This is a genomic window from Streptomyces sp. NPDC057950, assembly GCF_042887295.1.
Lineage (GTDB): Bacteria > Actinomycetota > Actinomycetes > Streptomycetales > Streptomycetaceae > Streptomyces > Streptomyces kaempferi.
The window spans coordinates 189,611-209,752 of sequence record NZ_JBHVPP010000021.1; the positions used below are offsets into that span (position 1 = coordinate 189,611).

A 20,142-nucleotide genomic window follows, 5' to 3' on the forward strand; every position below is an offset into this window, starting at 1 on the left:
ATGCCTCGTAAGGGCCCCGCCCCGAAGCGCCCGGTCATCATCGACCCGGTCTACGGTTCCCCTCTGGTGACCTCCCTCATCAACAAGGTGCTGCTCAACGGCAAGCGCTCCACCGCCGAGCGCATCGTCTACGGCGCCATGGAGGGTCTGCGTGAGAAGACGGGCAACGACCCGATCATCACGCTGAAGCGCGCGCTGGAGAACATCAAGCCGACCCTCGAGGTCAAGTCCCGCCGTGTCGGTGGTGCGACGTACCAGGTTCCGATCGAGGTCAAGCCCGGTCGCGCCAACACGCTCGCGCTGCGCTGGCTCGTCGGTTACTCCCGCGCCCGTCGCGAGAAGACCATGACCGAGCGTCTGCTCAACGAACTTCTCGACGCGTCCAACGGCCTCGGTGCCGCTGTGAAGAAGCGCGAGGACACCCACAAGATGGCCGAGTCCAACAAGGCCTTCGCGCACTACCGCTGGTAGTCGCTACCCACATCGAGACCGAGAGAAGACCGAAGCCTTATGGCTACCACTTCACTTGACCTGGCCAGGGTCCGCAACATCGGGATCATGGCCCACATCGACGCGGGCAAGACGACCACCACCGAGCGGATCCTCTTCTACACCGGCGTCAGCTACAAGATCGGTGAGGTCCACGACGGCGCTGCCACCATGGACTGGATGGAGCAGGAGCAGGAGCGTGGCATCACGATCACCTCTGCTGCCACCACCTGTCACTGGCCGCTTGAGGACAACGACTACACGATCAACATCATCGACACCCCGGGGCACGTCGACTTCACGGTCGAGGTGGAGCGTTCGCTCCGCGTCCTCGACGGTGCCGTCACGGTGTTCGACGGTGTCGCCGGTGTCGAACCGCAGTCCGAGACGGTGTGGCGTCAGGCCGACCGCTACGGCGTGCCGCGCATCTGCTTCGTGAACAAGCTGGACCGGACCGGCGCCGAGTTCCACCGCTGCGTGGACATGATCAAGGACCGCCTCGGCGCCGTCCCGATCATCATGCAGCTCCCGATCGGTGCCGAGATGGACTTCAAGGGCGTTGTGGACCTGGTCCGCATGAAGGCGCTCGTGTGGTCCGCCGAGGCCGCCAAGGGCGAGATGTACGACGTCGTCGACATCCCGGCCACGCACGCCGAGGCTGCCGAGGAGTACCGCGGCAAGCTGGTCGAGACCGTCGCGGAGCACGACGACGAGATCATGGAGCTGTTCCTGGAGGGCCAGGAGCCCACCGAGGAGCAGCTCTACGCCGCGATCCGTCGCGTCACCATCGCGTCCGGCAAGTCCGACGGCGTCACGGTCACCCCGGTGTTCTGTGGCACCGCGTTCAAGAACAAGGGCGTTCAGCCCCTGCTCGACGCGGTCGTGCGCTACCTGCCGACTCCGCTTGACGTCGAGGCCATCGAGGGCCACGACGTGAAGGACCCGGAGCAGGTCGTCAAGCGCAAGCCGTCCGAGGACGAGCCGCTTTCCGCCCTCGCGTTCAAGATCATGAGCGACCCGCACCTGGGCAAGCTCACCTTCGTCCGGGTGTACTCGGGCCGCCTGGAGACCGGCACTGCCGTGCTGAACTCCGTCAAGGGCAAGAAGGAGCGCATCGGCAAGATCTACCGCATGCACGCGAACAAGCGTGAGGAGATCGAGGCGGTGGGCGCCGGCGACATCGTCGCCGTGATGGGTCTGAAGCAGACCACGACCGGTGAGACGCTCTGCGATGACAAGAACCCGGTGATCCTGGAGTCCATGGACTTCCCGGCGCCGGTCATCCAGGTCGCCATCGAGCCCAAGTCCAAGGGTGACCAGGAGAAGCTGGGTGTCGCCATCCAGCGTCTCGCGGAGGAGGACCCCTCCTTCCACGTTCACTCGGACGAGGAGACCGGCCAGACCATCCTCGGCGGTATGGGCGAGCTGCACCTCGAGGTGCTGGTCGACCGTATGAAGCGTGAGTTCAGGGTCGAGGCCAACGTCGGCAAGCCGCAGGTCGCCTACCGTGAGACGATCCGCAAGACCGTCGAGCGTCACGACTTCACCCACAAGAAGCAGACCGGTGGTACCGGTCAGTTCGCCAAGGTGCAGATCGCGATCGAGCCCATCACCGAGACCGATGGTCCGGCGTACGAGTTCGTGAACAAGGTCACCGGTGGCCGTATCCCGCGGGAGTACATCCCGTCGGTGGACGCCGGTGCGCAGGAGGCCATGCAGTTCGGCATCCTGGCGGGCTACGAGATGACGGGCGTCCGCGTCATTCTTCTCGACGGTGGCTACCACGAGGTCGACTCCTCCGAACTCGCGTTCAAGATCGCCGGTTCGCAGGCGTTCAAGGAAGCCGCGCGCAAGGCTTCCCCCGTGCTCCTCGAGCCGATGATGGCCGTCGAGGTCACCACGCCCGAGGAGTCGATGGGCGATGTCATCGGCGACCTCAACTCCCGCCGTGGCCAGATCCAGGCCATGGAGGAGCGCAGCGGCGCTCGCGTCGTGAAGGGCCTCGTGCCCCTCTCGGAGATGTTCGGCTACGTCGGAGACCTCCGCAGCAAGACGTCGGGTCGCGCAAGCTACTCGATGCAGTTCGACTCCTACGCCGAGGTTCCCCGGAACGTCGCCGAGGAGATCATCGCGAAGGCCAAGGGCGAGTAACGCACACCGTTTGCACGCTTTAGGCTTGACACCGACCGCCGGGGTTCAACCGGTAAGGGAGAACCCCGGCGGGCGGCACCCCAGCAAAGATCACCTGGCGCCGATGAGTAAGGCGTACAGAACCACTCCGTAGGAGGACCCCAGTGGCGAAGGCGAAGTTCGAGCGGACTAAGCCGCACGTCAACATCGGCACCATCGGTCACATCGACCACGGTAAGACGACCCTCACGGCCGCCATTACCAAGGTGCTGCATGACGCGTTTCCGGACCTGAACGAGGCCTCGGCCTTCGACCAGATCGACAAGGCTCCTGAGGAGCGCCAGCGCGGTATCACGATCTCGATCGCGCACGTCGAGTACCAGACGGAGACCCGTCACTACGCCCACGTCGACTGCCCCGGTCACGCGGACTACATCAAGAACATGATCACGGGTGCGGCGCAGATGGACGGCGCCATCCTCGTTGTCGCCGCGACGGACGGCCCGATGCCGCAGACCAAGGAGCACGTGCTCCTGGCCCGCCAGGTCGGCGTTCCGTACATCGTTGTCGCCCTGAACAAGGCCGACATGGTGGACGACGAGGAGATCCTGGAGCTCGTCGAGCTCGAGGTCCGTGAGCTGCTCTCCGAGTACGAGTTCCCGGGCGACGACCTTCCGGTCGTCAAGGTCTCGGCGCTCAAGGCCCTTGAGGGCGACAAGGAGTGGGGCCAGTCCGTCCTCGACCTGATGAAGGCCGTCGACGAGAACATCCCGCAGCCCGAGCGTGACGTCGACAAGCCGTTCCTGATGCCGATCGAGGACGTCTTCACGATCACCGGTCGTGGCACCGTCGTCACCGGTCGTATCGAGCGTGGTGTCCTCAAGGTCAACGAGACCGTTGACATCGTGGGCATCAAGCAGGAGAAGACCACCACCACGGTCACCGGCATCGAGATGTTCCGCAAGCTGCTCGACGAGGGCCAGGCGGGCGAGAACGTCGGTCTGCTCCTCCGTGGCATCAAGCGCGAGGACGTCGAGCGCGGCCAGGTCATCATCAAGCCCGGTTCGGTCACGCCGCACACCGAGTTCGAGGCCCAGGCCTACATCCTGTCCAAGGACGAGGGCGGCCGTCACACGCCGTTCTTCAACAACTACCGTCCCCAGTTCTACTTCCGTACGACGGACGTGACGGGCGTTGTGACCCTCCCCGAGGGCACCGAGATGGTCATGCCGGGCGACAACACCGAGATGACGGTCTCCCTCATCCAGCCCGTCGCCATGGAGGAGGGCCTGAAGTTCGCCATCCGTGAGGGTGGCCGGACCGTGGGCGCCGGCCAGGTCATCAAGATCAACAAGTAGTTCTTGTCGGTCTGATCTCCTGGTAGCTCCTCGCGAGCTCCTTGAAGGGGCCCGTACGACTTCGGTCGTACGGGCCCTTTCGCGTTCCGGACACGGACGGGCGCCCCCGGGAATTCCCGGGGGCGCCCGTCCGAGACGTCACCTCGTCTCCCGTCACCTCACCAGGCGACGGGCAACGTCAGCGGGCCGCGGATCATCGTGCGCTGCCGGAAGGGGACCTGATCGGCGGGCACGGCGAGACGCAGTCCGGGGAGGCGGTCCAGCAGGGTGTCGATCAACAGCTCGATCTGCATACGGGAGAAGACGGCGCCCGTGCAGAAGTGCGGACCGTTGCCGAACGCCACGTGCGCGCCGGCGTCCCGGTCGAGGTCGATCCGGTCGGGGTCGGGGAAGACCGCCGGATCGCGGTTCGCGGCGAGGTACGAGACGTACACGGCGTCACCCGCGCCGATGCGGACACCGTGGAGATCGACATCCTCCGTGGCGATCCGGGGCAGGCCGACGGAAGCCCGGTGCGGGATGTAGCGCAGGAGCTCCTCGAGGGCCGCGGGGCGCGACGCGGGGTCGTTGCGCAGGCGGTCCAGCAGATCGGGGCGGCTCAGCAGGAGGTAGAACATCTGGCCGGCGTTGTTGGTGACGGCTTCTCCGCCGATCTGGAGCGGGCCGGCGACGCTGACCGCCTCCTCCTCGCCCAGCTCACCCCGCCGCACGGCGGCACCGAGCAGGGACAGGACGTCCTCGCTCCCGCCCGCACCCCCGCCCACGCCGTCGCGGCGGTCGCGGACGGCCTGCCCGATCCACCCGAACAGCCTCTTCTTGGCGAGCTCGGCGGCATCGGCGCCGCCCGCGGTGGAGATGATCTCCCGCGTCCAGTCGTGCAGCTTCTGCCGTTCGTCCACGGGCACGCCCATGACCTCGCAGACGACCGAGATGGGGAAGGGTTCGAGGACCCGCGCGATGAGATCGGCGGGCGATCCGTCCCGCATCATGTCGTCGACCAGGGCGTCGAGCATCTCCTGCGCACGGGGACGCAGCCGCTTGACCGCGCTCACCGTGTAGGCGGCCGAGACGGCGTGCCGCAGCCGGTTGTGGTCGGGCTGGTCGGCCCAAGCCAGCGCGCCGGGCCGCGGCGCGAAGTGCGGCGCCAGCCGGGTGACCTGACGGACGGCGGCTTCCGCCCGGCTGAACCGGGGGTCGTTCGTGATCATCTTGACGTCGTCGTGACGCGTCGCCAGCCACGCCCAGCCCTCGCCGTGCGGCAGCCGGATCCGCGTCAGCGGCCCCTCGCGCATCAGCTCCGCGAGCACCGGTTCGAACTCGGTGCCGTCCAGCTCACCGGCGGGCCAGTCGCGGACGGGAGGGAGGGACGGTTCGGGAGGGGGAGGGTCGGCCAGGGTGGTGGTCTCTTCTGCCATGGATCCACTGTCTGCCGGTCGACGGGGGCTGTCTCGCGGGAGTGCTCCAGGTGGAGGGCGGGGTGGGGCCGGACCTCCGGACACCCCGTGTACCTCCGTGCGCCGGGGGTCTTGGACGCTCGCGCTCCCCCTCTGAGTACGGACACTCATGCGGCGGCCGCCGCGCCGGAGTTGAGTGGAGCCACACTCCGCTCCACCGGCCGGAGCGACGCTCCGTACCCCTCGCAGGATGGCCTGATTTCGGTCACTCTCAGCCACCGTACGGGTGTGGAAGGTCACCGCCGGTGGCTAGAGTTGCGAATGAGGTCATCTGTTGTCGTTGGGCTGTACGGGGGAGCGCGTGGTGTCGCCGAGCGAGGGAGTGCCGTGGTCCGGAGCGTCGTCATGCGCGTCGGGTGCGTTCGGCACGTCGGGTGCGTTCGGCGCGGCGCGGCACTCGGTCGGCGATCTGGTCACCGAGCTGTCCTCGTTCACGACGTTCCGAAGACGTGTGGGCGATCTGATCCGGGACCTGAAGGGTTCGGCGGCCGGTCCGGGTGAGGTGGGCCAGGAGCCACTGGTCCGTCACCAGTTCGGTGGCGGAGCGGGCGCGTGGCGGGAGGCTTCCGGCCTGTTCGGCGCCTACGGGACGGTGATCACGGAGCTGGAGAGCCTGTCGAAGCTGTTGTCCGACTCCATGGAGGGCATGAACATCGCGGTGCTGGCCGCGCACCGGGGCTACCAGAACATCGACCTCGACATCCGTGACCGTATGAGGGCGATCAGTACGGAGACGACCGCCCATTACGGAGGCGGTTACGACCCGGTGCACGCCACGAGGAACCACGGCGGCACCCACGACCCGGACCCGGACCCGGACCGGGCCCGCACGGACGGCGATTCGGGTGGCACGATCTGATGGGGGAGTTCTGATGCCCGGCAGCGGAACCGGCGGCAGCACGTCTTTCGAGCACATGACCCACGAGCAGATGCTCCAGTGGCTCGACCAGGCGAACAGCGGCATGGTGAGGTCCGCCGCCGACCGCCTGCACGCGGCCGCCAGGGAGATCCGCAAGATCGCGGAAGAGCTCAAGGTCCGCCCGCAGTGGGTGGAATGGAAGGGCGAGGGAGCGGACGCGTTCCGCCTCTGGACCGGCGACCTCGCCAACGCGACGCTGCGCCTGGGCGACTTCGGCGCGGACTCCGCGACTTGGCTGGGCCACGCCTCCGACGCGATCGCCCAGGCCCAGGCGTCGATCCCCCGCGACAAGGCCGGCGCCCAGGCGAACCTGGACGCGGCTACAGCGGCCCACAACGACCCCGACGCGGCGACGGTGAGCCGCAGGTCCACGACGGAACTGGCGGCACTGGCCGCGGACAGGGAGAAGATCCGCGAGGAGGCCGCGGCCCAGATGACGAAGCTGGGGCAGGCTTACCGGCTGTCCGCGACGCAGTTGGACGGGTTGGAGAGGCCCAAATTTCCGCCGCCGCCGAAGGCACTTCAACCGAAAGGCAATCCCTACGGTGGGGACGAAGTCGTGTCATCCGGAACCAACGGTACGGACGCGTCGAGCAACGGAGGAGAGGCTGTGACCTCGCCGCCAACTGGATCAGGTCAATCCGCCGTCACGGCTGTTGGGAACGAAGAGATGGCGACAGACGACCTGCTCCCACACGATCCGCCGGAGCTATCGCTGCCTCGCGTCTCGGACCACGTCGGAGTGCAGATTGATGGAACCGGCGAGCTCCCGCGGACGCCGGCAGCGCATTCAGAGAGCCTGGGCAGCTTGCCCATCGGAGACAGGGGCGAAGCCGTTCAGTCGCTGTCCGCCGGGGTGACCGGGACTGTGCCAGGTGCTGCGACAGGGCCGTCGTCGAGTTCTTCAAGAGCAGGACGCTCGACGTTCGTCGGCCGTCCGCCCGTTCAGCCCCGCTTCGGAACGGCCGGCCCGGTATCCGCAGGTCCCCCCGGTGTCGGCGGCGCGACCGCACAGGAGGGTGCGACGAACGTGGCACGTCCGGTGGTCGGCGGCCGTCCCGCGATGCCTCCGGAGCGAGGAGCCACCGCTTCGATGCCCGGACGGACGCCGGGCAACGACGGCATCGTCGGTGGCCGTCCCGCGGCTTCTCCCGCCGGATCGGCGGCAGGCCGGGCGGCCGGTCGAGTGCCGCGCGGCACCGTCATCGGTGGTGAGACGAGTTCTCCCACCGGCCGCGGTTCGTCTACCCGGCGAACCCCTGCGAGTACAGGGCGAGCCGGTTTCGGACAGAGCGGGGTGCCGGTCGACCGACGCGACGTTGGCGCAGTCGCGGAGCGTGGAGTTGTCGGTGGCCGTCCCCAAGCCCAAAGGCGCGTTGGAGCCAAGCCGTTCACGTCAGGTGGTTCGGGCCTGGTACGGGGCCTGGAGTCCAGTGACGACACACCTGCCGCGTGCGGGGCCGGGTCTACGGGCACGCAGCCGGACAACACTCGGTCGTCGCGCTCGCGGCAGAACACAGGGCAGGACGGGAAGACCAGCGACCGGGGCGAGAAGCAGGAGCCCGAGCGGCAGAGCGACGACTCGGGCACTGGGGCACCGACGATCGGGTGACCGTGGGTGAAGACCGGATCCTGCAGAGAGACCAGAGAGACCAAAAGGAAGCCGATGCCTGCCAGCACAATGAGGAAAGTCCGTCAGGGAAGTGCTGTCTCCGGAGCTTTGGTCCTGATGCTGGTCGGCACCGCGGCTGCGCCCGCGCACGCGGAGTCCGTCCGACAGCGGGAATGGCACCTCACGGCCATGAAGGCCGAAGAGATGTGGCAGACCAGCACCGGTAGAGGCGTGACCGTGGCCGTCATCGATACGGGAGTCAAGGCCGACTTGGCCGACTTGGAGGGACGAGTACTTCCCGGCAAGGACGAGGCGTCACGCTCGACCGGTGACGAAAACACGGACTACGACGGCCACGGAACCAGCATGGCCTTGGTGATCGCAGGCACTGGCAGGGCGGACGGAGGCCATGGCACCTTCGGCCTCGCACCGGGCGCGAAGATCCTTCCCGTCCGCATGCCCGATCTGGGAATGGACGCACCTCGACACAACGATGAATTCGTCGGGGCTCTGAGCCGGGGGATTCGCTACGCGGCCGATTCCGGCGCACAGGTGATCAACATTTCGATGGGTGGTCTCAAGGGATCGAAGCAGCTGACTGCCGCTGTGACGTACGCGCTAGGCAGAGGGTCGTTGATCTTCGCAGGCACCGGGAACGACGGCGACTCGTCGGCGGCGTACCCAGCAGCCACGCCCGGAGTGGTGGCCGTGGGCGCCGTCGGCCGCAATCTCAAGAGGACCAGCGAATCTCAATACGGTCCCCAGGTGGAGATGGCCGCTCCTGGCGAGGAGATCTACCACACATGCCCCAACGGCATCGGCCTGTGCCGCTCCCACGGCACCAGCGACGCCACCGCCCTGGCCTCAGCCAGCGCCGCCCTGATCTGGTCCAAGCACCCGACCTGGACCAACAACCAGGTCCTGCGCGTCATGCTCGACACCGCCGGCGGCCCCACGGACGGCTCGAAGCGCAACGACTCCATCGGTTACGGCATCGTCCGTCCTCGCATCGCTTTGCAGAACCCCGGGAATCCTGGCTCCGCCGACAAATACCCGCTTCCGGACTTCGCAACGGAGACCCCGGCTTCCTCGTCCGCGAGTACCTCCGCATCCAGGGGAACAAGCGCTGCGGCAAGGGACGACAACTCCGCTACCGGGGCCTCCTCCAAGGGCAGCGGTGGCAGCGTTCTCTGGACCGCACTGGGCATAACTGCCGTCGTGCTGCTCGGCGGTGCGATTGCAGTCGTGGCAGGCGTGCGCCGGCGTCCCGCTGTGAGGATCGACGGCCAACCGGCACACAGGGACTAGGACGAGGGCTAATCCAGGCATGGATGAGTACAGGTACTCAGTCGGCATGGTCATCGGCACGGATGAGGGGGCCGACCAAATGACGCTACGGTACTTCTCGATCACAGAACTGTTGCTATCGCACGCTCGCAGCACCTTCTTGGTGCACGACGAATCACGGGGAGGAACCACGCATGCCGTGGGAGGAGTGGGAGCAACTCAAAACCGAGGCGGCAGAGCGGCACGCCGCCCGGATGCAGCTCAACCACGTGCCACCTGACCCGGGTGGTGACACCGGCACGCTGGTTTCGAACAAGCCGACCTGGTCCAAGGCCGGCCGGGACGTTGGTTCGCTCCGTGAGGACATCAGCAAGGCGCTCGGGAAGTTGACGGACGGCCAGAAGGGCCTCGGCGACGATGCCGGCTGTCTGACCGTAGGCGCGCAGAGGGACGTCCACGATTCGTGGGAGCACTACGTGAAGAGCGTGAGCGGGCGTTGCGGGAAGCTCTCGGGTCTGCTGGAGAAGGCGGGCAACGACCAGCTGAAGACCGACGAAGCGATCGAGGCTGAGATCGGCAACCTGAAGGTTGCGTACATGGACACGCAGAGTGTCGGTGGACAGGACAAGGGGCGGTAGCGAGACGTTATGGACCTCGCAACGCTCAAGGCCCTCAAGCCGACCGAGTTCTCGGAAGCGGCTGACGGATACCGCAGTACCTCAGACATGGCGAGTGCGGCCAAGGACCGTCTGGACAACCAGATCGTCGTGGCCATGAGGAACTCCCTGAAAGGCGAGGCAGCGACTGCGGCGATCAATCAGCTAACAGAACTGGGCAAGAACTTCCATTACGTCCAGGTCGAATGCGGTCTCGTCAGCGCAGCTCTCGAAGCCTTCTCGTACGAGGTGGGAGCGGCCAGGAGCAAGCTCGACGCGGCGCTCGAAGGCGCGCAGGCGGCGAAGCTCACCGTGAACACCGACGGCTCGATCACCTATCCGCCGAGCGGGGAGAAGAGCGCGGACGGCAAGGTCCCCGAGGGTGGCACCGTAAGCGGCCTGACGGATGCCACGGCCTCCGCGGTGGGCCGCCAGTCGGCCAACTTCGACCCCAACCCCAACCACCGCCTCGCGCAGGACTATGCGAGCCAGATCGCCGCTGCGCTCAAGGAGGCGACGGAGGCCGACGAGAAGTGGGCGCCGAAGCTGCGGGCGCTGAAGGCGGACGACGATCTGACCGTCTCGGACAAGGATTGGGCCGACGCCTCCTCGGACACGAAGGGTGTGAGCGAGGCGGGCAAGAAGTATCTCGACTCGCTGCCGCAACCACCCACGAACGGCAGCCCGAAGGACAACGCGGCGTGGTGGAAGGGACTCAGCGCGGAGGAGCAGGCCGCCTGGGTCTCCATGCATCCCGATGCCGTGGGCGCGCTCGAGGGACTTCCTGCCACCGTTCGGGACGAGGCCAACCGGATGGTGCTCGCCGAGGCCCATGGCGTTGCGCAGGGTAATTACGACGCCTGGCTCAAGGAACACCCGGAGCCCAAGAGATTCCAGACCTTCATTGACCCTTATACCGGCGCCGTGATGAAGGGTGTCAATGTGGAAACCCAAGAGTGGAAGGACTGGGAAGAGGACAGAAAAAACGCTCACAAGTCTCTCGATGGTATGACTGCGATTCAGGGCCGATTTGATGCGACCGGGAAAAATGGACTGCCCGAGGCGTATCTGCTCGGATTCAGTACCGAAGGGGACGGTCGCGCAATCGTCGCCAACGGGAATCCTGACACCGCGGACTACCAGGCGGTCTATGTTCCTGGCACGACTTCTGAGCTGGGGAACATCGATGGGAACATCAACCGAATGGTAAACGTCTGGCATGCAGCCAATGATGAGGCCGATGGGAAGTCAGTTTCCACGATCACCTGGCTCGGTTACGACGCACCTGACAGTGTCGTGAAAGACGCGCCGTTTTCGCACTATGCGTACGATGGTGCGCCGTCACTCAACCATTTCATGGATGGGCTTGAAACGTCACATTCTAGCGATTCGGAACCGCGCCGTACTGTGATCGGCCACTCATACGGGACGACCTTGGTCGGTGCTGCTGCTCAGACTGGGCATCTCAACGCCGATGAGGTTGTCTTTGCGGGAAGTCCCGGCGTGAGAGTGTCTGGTGCCGATGAAATGGATGTTCCAAAGGGGCATGTATGGAACGAGGAGGCGGACGGAGACCCGGTTCCGGATCTCGGCCGCTGGGGCCATGGTGGCGACGGGTTCATTATCCCCAGCGACCATGAATTCGGTGCCAAACAGATGACCACGGACACCGATGGGCACAGCGGCTACTGGGATGAGCACTCCCAAAGTCTGAGGAATCAGGCCTTGGTCGTGGTCGGCAAGGGTGACTCGGTGGCGCTGAAGCCACCGCCCGATCCCTGGGCTCATGTGAAATAGCAACACTTTTGCCCGAAAGGGGTGCCGAGATGATCAGCCATCAACCCAGCCTGAAGACTAAGGTTCCCTGACGTGAAGACCAGACCGAGTCTATGTGTACTCGTTGTACCCTTTGCCCTCGCGACCATTACCGGATGTGGCATGACTGATAAAAAATCGGACGAAATCCCATCCGCCGGCACAAGCACTTCGAGTGACGCCTCCGACGTGATGGAGAAACTGTCCAGCGGCATCTATGACCTGATCGGTGTCAAAGGAAAAGCATCGGACAGTCGTCCAGGGGTCATGGACTGCCCTGGAAAGGATGCGAAGACGTACTTCCGGATCTTTCACCCGTGGAGCTTTTATCCCGCATCGGCTGGTGATCTCGATGTGGCGATGAAGCAGCTCAAGGTGGAACTGCCGAAGCATGGGTGGAAAATTGTAGAATACGGACCCGATACCAGTAAGAACAAGAACATCAACCTTACTGCTGACAACAACGAGAAGAAGGCTGGCGTCAGTATTGTTCAAATGTCGAAAAATGATCCACCGAAGCTGAGCTTGACCGTAGTTTCCGGTTGCTACAAGGTCCCGGACGGCGGAAAAGTAGAACGCTTCTGAAAACCGCCGACAGTAGGCGGCCGGACTGTCGTCACGGATGCCGACTATGGTTGCGATGGCTTCCGGCGCAACATGATGGGTGCATCGTGAGTCAACCGCGGGAAGCCTCGCTGCCCGGCGAATGGCAACGGGATTGCTGGCCTGAGGGGGTAGTGCTGCACCCTAGGCTCGATCTGGACCTCAGTGGCCCAGGAACAGAAAGGCCCGGTCAGCGGACATAATTACTATGGCGAAGCAATCCCTCGCCCTAATGTCCAATCGGCTTCTGCTTCTAGGGAGCTCGCGCACGCCCAGCTGGTCCTGAGCCGAGCGGACTGTGTCACGCGATGTTTGACTGCCCACCCAGAGTCGGCAGGGCCGGCCCGCCTGTGGCCAGGTAGTACGACCTCTGCGTCGATTCGCTTCGGTCTTCAACCGGGATCTCGCGACGAGGTCCAGGCGCGGTGCATGACGCCGTTCTCAGGTGCGATGAGCCATTGAAGATGGTCGACCAGTGGTCCGACAATCACGGGGTCACGCAGTACTACCCCGAGTTCTATGTTGTTGGTCAACGTTGTTGGTCAACGCTCGGTCGGTAAGGTTGGCGCTGCTCAGTAAAGCGGTGTGCCGGTCGGCGGCGATCAACTTGGCGTGCAGAACGCCAGCGGACGCCACGCGGTGCCAGACGGACACGCCGGGTGGCAGTGCTGTGAAGGCCGCTGACGCCTGTGTGGATTCCTCCAGCAGGAGGTCCACCTGCACTCCTCGCTTGGCTGCCTCGGCTATCTCCGCCACGACATCCCCTGCGCCGTGGGCGGCGAAGCTGGCGATCAAGAGAGACGTGTCCGCCGAGCGAATGACCCCCTGTACAACCCCACTGGTCAACCTGGCAGGTACCGCGGCGCTCAGAGGACCGGACACCGGCTGCGCGGGTCGGGGGTGCGGCGCTGCGCGGAGAGTCGCGAGAGTGAGAGCCACGCCGGTGCCAGCCAGTGCAGGGGCTTCAGTGCGCCGGGCAGCAACGATGGCCCTGAGCTGGTCAGCTAGGCCTACGGCCGACTGGGCGGTTATGAAGCGACCAAGGAAAGGGTCGTCGGGGCCGGTCACTTGCTGCAAGACGTTCTCCCACGCAGCAAGCCTGTCTTCAGGGAGTCGGTCGTACAGGGTCGCCAGGAGGCGTGGGAGACCAGGACAGTTGCCAGTTCGAGCGGCGGAGACAGAGGAGCACCTCCCTTTGCCTGTCGCGGTGGGCGGATGGCTGTCGTGGTCGACCACGATGCGCTCTTCCTTCGCCGGCCCAGTCATGGCCTGAACGCGCACTTGTCGTCTGCCAGTGTCTCCACCAGAAGGGCCCGGTCCAGGTAGTGGTTGCCCCGTTCACAGGAGGTCTCCGCTGCGAACAGACAGGCATGGCACGCTGCCCCGTGCAGCCGAGATTGGACCCGCGGATCATGCTCCGCGCACATCGGGTCGGAGCTGCACAGCCTGGCTTCCTCAAGAGCTTGAAAAGCGCGGCGGGACCCGGGTCGGGCCTATATGCCCCGAGCGGAGAAGGCCGCGGGCGCGACCGCGCACCCAGGGTTTGACCCACGTCACCCAAGGGGTACGATCCTCGGCTCGATTGGCCAGCCCCCCGCCCCGTATGGCAGACTAGCGGGGTTGCTCGGTCGAGTGCCGATGCTGCGCGCCTCCCGCCGGGGGGACCGGAAGCGAGTCCCACAGTACTCGTCGCCCCATCTGTCGTAAGGCAGCGCTGGGGCGGACGTACGGGAATCTTCCGGGAAGTGTCAGCGGGGTGCAGACCAGGCGCCCGGTGGGTGTTCAGCCCCCGGTCCCGCGGTTGTCTTTTGGGCTGGGCCGCGTCCCTGAGCAGGGAAATCCTTTGCGGATATCTGTGCGGCAGGAGCGCGACACACCCGACCGCGTGGGTCGGAGACAAGGAACGCGAACCCCCGGGTTCCGGAGCGTTTCACGAGACAAAGGACTACTGAGTAGCCATGGCGGGACAGAAGATCCGCATCCGGCTCAAGGCCTACGACCACGAGGTCATCGATTCCTCGGCGAAGAAGATCGTCGAGACGGTGACGCGCACTGGTGCGTCGGTCGCGGGCCCGGTGCCGCTGCCCACTGAGAAGAACGTGTACTGCGTCATCAAGTCGCCGCACAAGTACAAGGACTCGCGCGAGCACTTCGAGATGCGCACGCACAAGCGCCTGATCGACATCCTCGACCCCACGCCCAAGACCGTTGACTCTCTGATGCGACTCGACCTCCCGGCCGGTGTCGACATCGAGATCAAGCTCTAAGGGCCGGTGATCTGAGAATGGGTAAGCAGATCAAGGGCATCCTGGGCGAGAAGCTCGGCATGACGCAGGTGTGGGACGAGAACAACCGTGTTGTTCCCGTCACCGTCGTCAAGGCCGGCCCGAACGTCGTGACCCAGGTCCGTACGAATGACTCCGACGGCTACGAGTCGGTCCAGATCGCCTTCGGCGAGATCGACCCGCGCAAGGTGAACAAGCCCCTCAAGGGTCACTTCGCCAAGGCCGACGTCACTCCCCGCCGCCACCTCGTCGAGATCCGTACCGCTGACGCCAGCGAGTACACCCTCGGCCAGGAGATCACCGCTGAGGTGTTCGAGGCCGGCATCAAGGTGGACGTGACCGGCAAGAGCAAGGGCAAGGGCTTCGCCGGTGTCATGAAGCGTCACAACTTCAAGGGCCTCGGCGCCGGACACGGTGTCCAGCGCAAGCACCGCTCTCCCGGCTCCATCGGTGGCTGTGCCACCCCGGGCCGTGTGTTCAAGGGCGTCCGCATGGCGGGCCGCATGGGCAACGAGCGGGTCACCACCCAGAACCTGACCGTTCACGCCGTTGACGCGGAGAAGGGCCTGCTCCTCATCAAGGGAGCGATCCCTGGTCCGAACGGCGGCCTCGTCCTGGTCCGTACCGCGGCCAAGGGGGCCTGAGGACATGAGCACCATTGACATTCAGTCGCCCTCCGGCGACACCGCCGGGACCGTTGAGCTCCCGGCCGAGATCTTCGATGTAGAGAAGATCAGCATCCCGCTGCTTCACCAGGTCGTCGTCGCGCAGCTGGCCGCCGCCCGTCAGGGCACGCACAAGGTCAAGCGTCGTGGCGAGGTCCGCGGTGGTGGTAAGAAGCCTTACCGCCAGAAGGGCACCGGCCGCGCCCGTCAGGGCTCGACCCGTGCGCCGCAGTTCGCCGGCGGTGGCGTCGTTCACGGCCCCACCCCGCGTGACTACTCGCAGCGGACCCCGAAGAAGATGAAGGCCGCGGCCCTGCGCCACGCCCTCACCGACCGGGCCCGCAACGCTCGCATCCACGTCATCACCGGCGTGATCGAGGGCGAGACCCCCTCCACCAAGGCCGCGAAGAGCTTCCTCGGCAAGGTCAGCGAGCGCAAGAACGTGCTCCTGGTCATCGAGCGCTCCGACGAGGCCGCGCTGCTTTCCGCGCGCAACCTGCCCCAGGTCCACATCCTGGAGCCGGGCCAGCTGAACACGTACGACGTTCTCGTCTCGGACGACGTGGTCTTCACCCAGGCCGCTTTCGAGTCCTTCGTGTCTGGCCCCCAGGCCGCTGACACCGAAGGGAGCGAAGCCTGATGGCTACGCGTCACCCGAGCATTGCCTCGAAGGCCGCCAAGGCCAAGAAGGTCGCGCGCGTCGCCAAGGCGAAGCGCCACGAGGCCGAGGGCAAGAACACCGTAGAGACGCCGACGAGCAAGAGCTTCACGGACCACCGTGACGTCCTGCTCAAGCCGGTCGTCTCCGAGAAGAGCTACGCGCTGCTCGACGAGGGCAAGTACACCTTCGTCGTCGCGCCGGGCGCCAACAAGACCCAGATCAAGCAGGCCGTCCAGGCGGTCTTCTCGGTCAAGGTCACTGGCGTCAACACGATCAACCGTCAGGGTAAGCGCAAGCGGACCAAGAGCGGTTTCGGTAAGCGTGCTGACACCAAGCGCGCCATCGTGACCCTCGCTGAGGGCGACCGTATCGACATCTTCGGCCAGGCCTCCTAACGGAGCGCCCTGGTCCGAATATCGGACGAGGACTGAGAAATGGGAATCCGCAAGTACAAGCCGACTACGCCGGGCCGTCGTGGCTCCAGCGTCGCCGACTTCGTCGAGGTCACGCGGTCCACGCCGGAGAAGTCGCTGGTCCGCCCGCTGCACAGCAAGGGCGGCCGTAACAACGCCGGTCGTGTGACCGTTCGCCACCAGGGTGGCGGACACAAGCGCGCCTACCGAGTGATCGACTTCCGTCGTCACGACAAGGACGGCGTGCCGGCGAAGGTCGCGCACATCGAGTACGACCCCAACCGCACCGCGCGCATCGCGCTGCTGCACTACGCGGACGGCGAGAAGCGCTACATCCTCGCCCCCCGCAACCTGTCGCAGGGTGACCGCGTCGAGAACGGTCCCGGGGCCGACATCAAGCCGGGCAACAACCTGGCGCTCCGCAACATCCCGGTCGGTACCACGATCCACGCGATCGAGATCCGTCCCGGTGGCGGCGCCAAGTTCGCCCGCTCCGCCGGTGCCTCGGTGCAGCTGCTCGCGAAGGAGGGCACGATGGCCCACCTTCGTATGCCTTCCGGCGAGATCCGCCTGGTCGACCAGCGCTGCCGCGCCACGGTCGGCGAGGTCGGCAACGCCGAGCAGAGCAACATCAACTGGGGTAAGGCCGGCCGTAAGCGCTGGCTGGGCGTTCGCCCGTCCGTCCGCGGTGTGGCGATGAACCCGGTTGACCACCCGCACGGTGGTGGTGAGGGCAAGACCTCCGGTGGTCGCCACCCGGTCTCCCCGTGGGGTCAGAAGGAGGGTCGTACTCGTTCGCCGAAGAAGGCTTCGAACAAGTACATCGTCCGCCGCCGCAAGACGAACAAGAAGCGCTAGGAGCGGGTTTAGATGCCGCGCAGTCTCAAGAAGGGGCCCTTCGTCGACGACCACCTGATCAAGAAGGTGGACGTACAGAACGAAGCCGGTACCAAGAACGTCATCAAGACCTGGTCCCGTCGCTCGATGATCATCCCGGCCATGCTCGGTCACACGATCGCGGTGCACAACGGCAAGATCCACATCCCGGTGTTTGTCACCGAGTCGATGGTCGGCCACAAGCTCGGCGAGTTCTCGCCGACGCGCACCTTCCGGGGTCACGTCAAGGACGACCGGAAGTCGAAGCGCCGCTAACGCGGGGTGGAATGACCATGACAGACACTGGAAGGACAACCATGGAAGCCAGGGCCCAGGCGCGGTACATCCGCGTTACGCCCATGAAGGCCCGCCGCGTGGTGGACCTTATCCGTGGCATGGATGCCACGGAGGCTCAGGCGGTCCTGCGTTTCGCCCCGCAGGCCGCGAGCGTGCCGGTCGGCAAGGTGCTTGACAGCGCCATTGCCAACGCCGCACACAACTACGACCACACCGACGCCGGCAGCCTTGTCATCTCCGAGGCGTACGTCGACGAGGGTCCGACCCTGAAGCGGTTCCGTCCGCGTGCCCAGGGCCGCGCCTACCGGATCCGCAAGCGGACCAGCCACATCACCGTGGTCGTCAGCAGCAAGGAAGGAACCCGGTAATGGGCCAGAAGGTTAACCCGCATGGGTTCCGGCTCGGCATCACCACGGACTTCAAGTCCCGCTGGTACGCCGACAAGCTGTACAAGGACTACGTCAAGGAAGACGTCGCCATCCGTCGGATGATGTCGTCCGGCATGGAGCGCGCCGGTATCTCGAAGGTTGAGATCGAGCGCACCCGTGACCGCGTGCGGGTGGACATCCACACCGCGCGTCCCGGCATCGTCATCGGCCGCCGTGGCGCCGAGGCCGACCGCATCCGCGGTGACCTCGAGAAGCTCACGGGCAAGCAGGTCCAGCTGAACATCCTCGAGGTCAAGAACCCCGAGACGGACGCTCAGCTGGTCGCTCAGGCCGTTGCCGAGCAGCTGTCCTCCCGCGTCTCCTTCCGTCGCGCCATGCGTAAGAGCATGCAGGGCACGATGAAGGCCGGCGCCAAGGGCATCAAGATCCAGTGCGGTGGCCGTCTCGGCGGCGCCGAGATGTCCCGCTCGGAGTTCTACCGCGAGGGCCGTGTGCCCCTGCACACGCTCCGTGCGAACGTCGACTACGGCTTCTTCGAGGCCAAGACGACCTTCGGCCGTATCGGTGTGAAGGTCTGGATCTACAAGGGCGACGTCAAGAACATCGCCGAGGTCCGCGCCGAGAACGCCGCGGCCCGTGCGGGTAACCGCCCGGCCCGTGGTGGCGGTGCGGGCGGCGACCGTCCTGCCCGCGGCGGTGGCCGTGGTGGCGAGCGTGGCGGCCGCGGCCGCAAGCCGCAGCAGCAGTCCGCGCCCGCTGCCGAGGCCCCCAAGGCCGAGGCTCCGGCGGCTGCCGCTCCGGCTGAGAGCACCGGAACGGAGGCCTGACCGACATGCTGATCCCCCGTAGGGTCAAGCACCGCAAGCAGCACCACCCCAAGCGCCGTGGTCAGGCCAAGGGCGGTACGCAGGTTTCGTTCGGCGAGTACGGCATTCAGGCCCTCACGCCGGCGTACGTGACGAACCGCCAGATCGAGGCCGCCCGTATCGCGATGACCCGCCACATCAAGCGTGGCGGCAAGGTCTGGATCAACATCTACCCGGACCGCCCGCTCACGAAGAAGCCTGCCGAGACCCGCATGGGTTCCGGTAAGGGTTCGCCCGAGTGGTGGATCGCGAACGTGCACCCGGGCCGGGTCATGTTCGAACTGTCCTACCCCAACGAGAAGATCGCCCGTGAGGCCCTCACTCGCGCAGCCCACAAGCTGCCGATGAAGTGCCGGATCGTCAAGCGCGAGGCAGGTGAAGCGTGATGTCGGCCGGTACCAAGGCGTCCGAGCTGCGCGAACTGGGTGACGAGGAGCTTCTCGCGAAGCTTCGCGAAGCCAAGGAAGAGCTGTTCAACCTCCGCTTCCAGGCGGCGACCGGTCAGCTCGAGAACCACGGTCGGCTCAAGGCCGTCCGCAAGGACATCGCGCGGATCTACACCCTGATGCGTGAGCGCGAGCTGGGCATCGAAACGGTGGAGAGCGCCTGATGAGCGAGAGCAACGTGACTGAAACGACTGAGGCGCGCGGATTCCGCAAGACCCGTGAGGGTCTCGTCGTCAGCGACAAGATGGACAAGACCGTCGTCGTCGCCGTCGAGGACCGCGTCAAGCACGCCCTGTACGGCAAGGTCATCCGCCGTACGAGCAAGCTGAAGGCCCACGACGAGCAGAACGCCGCGGGTGTCGGCGACCGCGTCCTCCTCATGGAGACGCGTCCGCTGTCCTCGACGAAGCGCTGGCGCATCGTCGAGATCCTCGAGAAGGCCAAGTAATTACCTGAGGGGTTTCCCTCAGGTTCGTTCCGCCAGGCTCGGGGCGGGGCCGCCGTAAGGTCGGCCCCGCCCCGGGAACCGGCAGACAAATCAGGAGATAGACGTGATCCAGCAGGAGTCGCGACTGCGTGTCGCCGACAACACTGGTGCGAAGGAAATCCTTTGCATCCGTGTGCTCGGTGGCTCCGGTCGCCGCTACGCGGGCATCGGTGACGTCATCGTCGCCACCGTCAAGGACGCGATCCCCGGTGGCAACGTGAAGAAGGGTGACGTCATCAAGGCCGTCATCGTTCGCACCGTCAAGGAGCGCCGCCGTCCGGACGGCTCGTACATCCGCTTCGACGAGAACGCCGCCGTCATTCTGAAGAACGACGGCGACCCTCGCGGCACCCGTATCTTCGGCCCTGTCGGCCGTGAGCTGCGCGAGAAGAAGTTCATGAAGATCATCTCGCTCGCGCCGGAGGTGCTGTAAG

At 65.7% G+C, this 20,142-nt stretch carries 24 protein-coding genes; 21 read left to right on the forward strand and 3 right to left on the reverse strand.

Annotated elements, in window-relative coordinates; all coding sequences use genetic code 11:
• The 3 genes from rpsG to tuf all read left to right on the forward strand — a co-directional run bounded on the left by rpsG (position 1) and on the right by tuf (position 3,977).
• The gene (gene rpsG / locus ACFVTC_RS31275) at positions 1-471 is read left to right on the forward strand and encodes a 30S ribosomal protein S7 (RefSeq protein WP_003992340.1); all 471 of its coding nucleotides are present in this window, start codon (positions 1-3) and stop codon (positions 469-471) included.
• 39 nt (positions 472-510) lie between these two features.
• Positions 511-2,640: an elongation factor G gene (gene fusA / locus ACFVTC_RS31280; protein ID WP_390131827.1), complete on the forward strand. Its 2,130-nt coding sequence runs from the start codon at positions 511-513 to the stop codon at positions 2,638-2,640.
• 143 nt (positions 2,641-2,783) lie between these two features.
• On the forward strand, positions 2,784-3,977 hold the full coding sequence (tuf, locus tag ACFVTC_RS31285) for an elongation factor Tu (protein ID WP_153289127.1): 1,194 nt from the start codon (positions 2,784-2,786) through the stop codon (positions 3,975-3,977).
• A 158-nt stretch (positions 3,978-4,135) separates the two neighbouring features.
• Here the strand turns inward: tuf and ACFVTC_RS31290 are convergent, their stop codons facing one another.
• Both ACFVTC_RS31290 and ACFVTC_RS31295 read right to left on the reverse strand, forming a co-directional pair.
• Complete coding sequence (locus ACFVTC_RS31290; RefSeq protein WP_390131828.1) at positions 4,136-5,392, reverse strand: cytochrome P450; 1,257 nt, start codon at positions 5,390-5,392, stop codon at positions 4,136-4,138.
• 306 nt (positions 5,393-5,698) lie between these two features.
• The gene (locus tag ACFVTC_RS31295) at positions 5,699-5,848 is read right to left on the reverse strand and encodes a hypothetical protein (protein WP_390131829.1); all 150 of its coding nucleotides are present in this window, start codon (positions 5,846-5,848) and stop codon (positions 5,699-5,701) included.
• 34 nt (positions 5,849-5,882) lie between these two features.
• Here ACFVTC_RS31295 and ACFVTC_RS31300 point away from each other — a divergent pair, with 34 nt between their 5' ends.
• The 6 genes from ACFVTC_RS31300 to ACFVTC_RS31325 all read left to right on the forward strand — a co-directional run bounded on the left by ACFVTC_RS31300 (position 5,883) and on the right by ACFVTC_RS31325 (position 12,305).
• Entirely contained in the window at positions 5,883-6,290 is a 408-nt protein-coding gene (locus tag ACFVTC_RS31300) for a hypothetical protein (protein ID WP_390131830.1), read from the forward strand.
• 13 nt (positions 6,291-6,303) lie between these two features.
• Complete coding sequence (locus ACFVTC_RS31305) at positions 6,304-7,962, forward strand: WXG100 family type VII secretion target (protein WP_390131831.1); 1,659 nt, start codon at positions 6,304-6,306, stop codon at positions 7,960-7,962.
• Between the two features lie 54 nt (positions 7,963-8,016).
• Positions 8,017-9,270 carry a type VII secretion-associated serine protease mycosin gene (mycP, locus tag ACFVTC_RS31310; RefSeq protein ID WP_390131832.1) on the forward strand — a complete coding sequence of 418 codons (1,254 nt, stop codon included), beginning with the start codon at positions 8,017-8,019 and terminating at the stop codon, positions 9,268-9,270.
• Positions 9,271-9,443: 173 nt separating this feature from the next.
• Complete coding sequence (locus tag ACFVTC_RS31315) at positions 9,444-9,887, forward strand: hypothetical protein (protein ID WP_390131833.1); 444 nt, start codon at positions 9,444-9,446, stop codon at positions 9,885-9,887.
• Positions 9,888-9,896: 9 nt separating this feature from the next.
• The gene (locus ACFVTC_RS31320) at positions 9,897-11,702 is read left to right on the forward strand and encodes an alpha/beta hydrolase (protein WP_390131834.1); all 1,806 of its coding nucleotides are present in this window, start codon (positions 9,897-9,899) and stop codon (positions 11,700-11,702) included.
• A gap of 72 nt (positions 11,703-11,774) precedes the next feature.
• Positions 11,775-12,305, forward strand: a complete 531-nt coding sequence (locus ACFVTC_RS31325; RefSeq protein WP_390131835.1) for a hypothetical protein — start codon at positions 11,775-11,777, stop codon at positions 12,303-12,305.
• Positions 12,306-12,818: 513 nt separating this feature from the next.
• Here ACFVTC_RS31325 and ACFVTC_RS31330 read toward each other — a convergent pair.
• Positions 12,819-13,589, reverse strand: coding sequence for a phospholipase D-like domain-containing protein (locus tag ACFVTC_RS31330; protein WP_390131836.1), 771 nt, complete (start codon positions 13,587-13,589; stop codon positions 12,819-12,821).
• Between the two features lie 692 nt (positions 13,590-14,281).
• On the opposite strand from ACFVTC_RS31330, the gene rpsJ reads away from it, so the two are divergent.
• The 12 genes from rpsJ to rplN all read left to right on the forward strand — a co-directional run bounded on the left by rpsJ (position 14,282) and on the right by rplN (position 20,141).
• A complete protein-coding gene (gene rpsJ / locus ACFVTC_RS31335; RefSeq protein WP_003948644.1) occupies positions 14,282-14,590 on the forward strand; it encodes a 30S ribosomal protein S10 in 309 nt (102 codons plus the stop codon).
• Positions 14,591-14,607: 17 nt separating this feature from the next.
• Positions 14,608-15,252, forward strand: a complete 645-nt coding sequence (gene rplC, locus ACFVTC_RS31340) for a 50S ribosomal protein L3 (protein WP_390131838.1) — start codon at positions 14,608-14,610, stop codon at positions 15,250-15,252.
• A gap of 4 nt (positions 15,253-15,256) precedes the next feature.
• Complete coding sequence (rplD, locus tag ACFVTC_RS31345) at positions 15,257-15,913, forward strand: 50S ribosomal protein L4 (protein WP_019055515.1); 657 nt, start codon at positions 15,257-15,259, stop codon at positions 15,911-15,913.
• Positions 15,913-16,329, forward strand: coding sequence for a 50S ribosomal protein L23 (gene rplW, locus ACFVTC_RS31350; RefSeq protein ID WP_390131841.1), 417 nt, complete (start codon positions 15,913-15,915; stop codon positions 16,327-16,329). The genes rplD and rplW overlap by 1 nt, the downstream gene beginning before the upstream one ends.
• Positions 16,330-16,368: 39 nt before the next feature.
• Positions 16,369-17,205, forward strand: a complete 837-nt coding sequence (gene rplB / locus ACFVTC_RS31355) for a 50S ribosomal protein L2 (RefSeq protein WP_081218889.1) — start codon at positions 16,369-16,371, stop codon at positions 17,203-17,205.
• Between the two features lie 12 nt (positions 17,206-17,217).
• Positions 17,218-17,499 (forward strand): 30S ribosomal protein S19, encoded by a 282-nt coding sequence (rpsS, locus tag ACFVTC_RS31360; protein WP_168529651.1) that lies wholly within the window; start codon positions 17,218-17,220, stop codon positions 17,497-17,499.
• A 41-nt stretch (positions 17,500-17,540) separates the two neighbouring features.
• Positions 17,541-17,888 (forward strand): 50S ribosomal protein L22, encoded by a 348-nt coding sequence (rplV, locus tag ACFVTC_RS31365; RefSeq protein WP_006604878.1) that lies wholly within the window; start codon positions 17,541-17,543, stop codon positions 17,886-17,888.
• On the forward strand, positions 17,888-18,736 hold the full coding sequence (gene rpsC / locus ACFVTC_RS31370; protein ID WP_168529653.1) for a 30S ribosomal protein S3: 849 nt from the start codon (positions 17,888-17,890) through the stop codon (positions 18,734-18,736). Before rplV ends, rpsC begins: the two co-directional genes overlap by 1 nt.
• A gap of 5 nt (positions 18,737-18,741) precedes the next feature.
• On the forward strand, positions 18,742-19,161 hold the full coding sequence (gene rplP / locus ACFVTC_RS31375) for a 50S ribosomal protein L16 (protein ID WP_010986348.1): 420 nt from the start codon (positions 18,742-18,744) through the stop codon (positions 19,159-19,161).
• Entirely contained in the window at positions 19,161-19,385 is a 225-nt protein-coding gene (gene rpmC / locus ACFVTC_RS31380; protein ID WP_003998824.1) for a 50S ribosomal protein L29, read from the forward strand. The genes rplP and rpmC overlap by 1 nt, the downstream gene beginning before the upstream one ends.
• Complete coding sequence (gene rpsQ, locus ACFVTC_RS31385) at positions 19,385-19,669, forward strand: 30S ribosomal protein S17 (RefSeq protein WP_168529655.1); 285 nt, start codon at positions 19,385-19,387, stop codon at positions 19,667-19,669. Before rpmC ends, rpsQ begins: the two co-directional genes overlap by 1 nt.
• A 103-nt stretch (positions 19,670-19,772) precedes the next feature.
• Positions 19,773-20,141: a 50S ribosomal protein L14 gene (gene rplN / locus ACFVTC_RS31390; RefSeq protein WP_003992364.1), complete on the forward strand. Its 369-nt coding sequence runs from the start codon at positions 19,773-19,775 to the stop codon at positions 20,139-20,141.
• Position 20,142 lies beyond the last annotated feature (1 nt).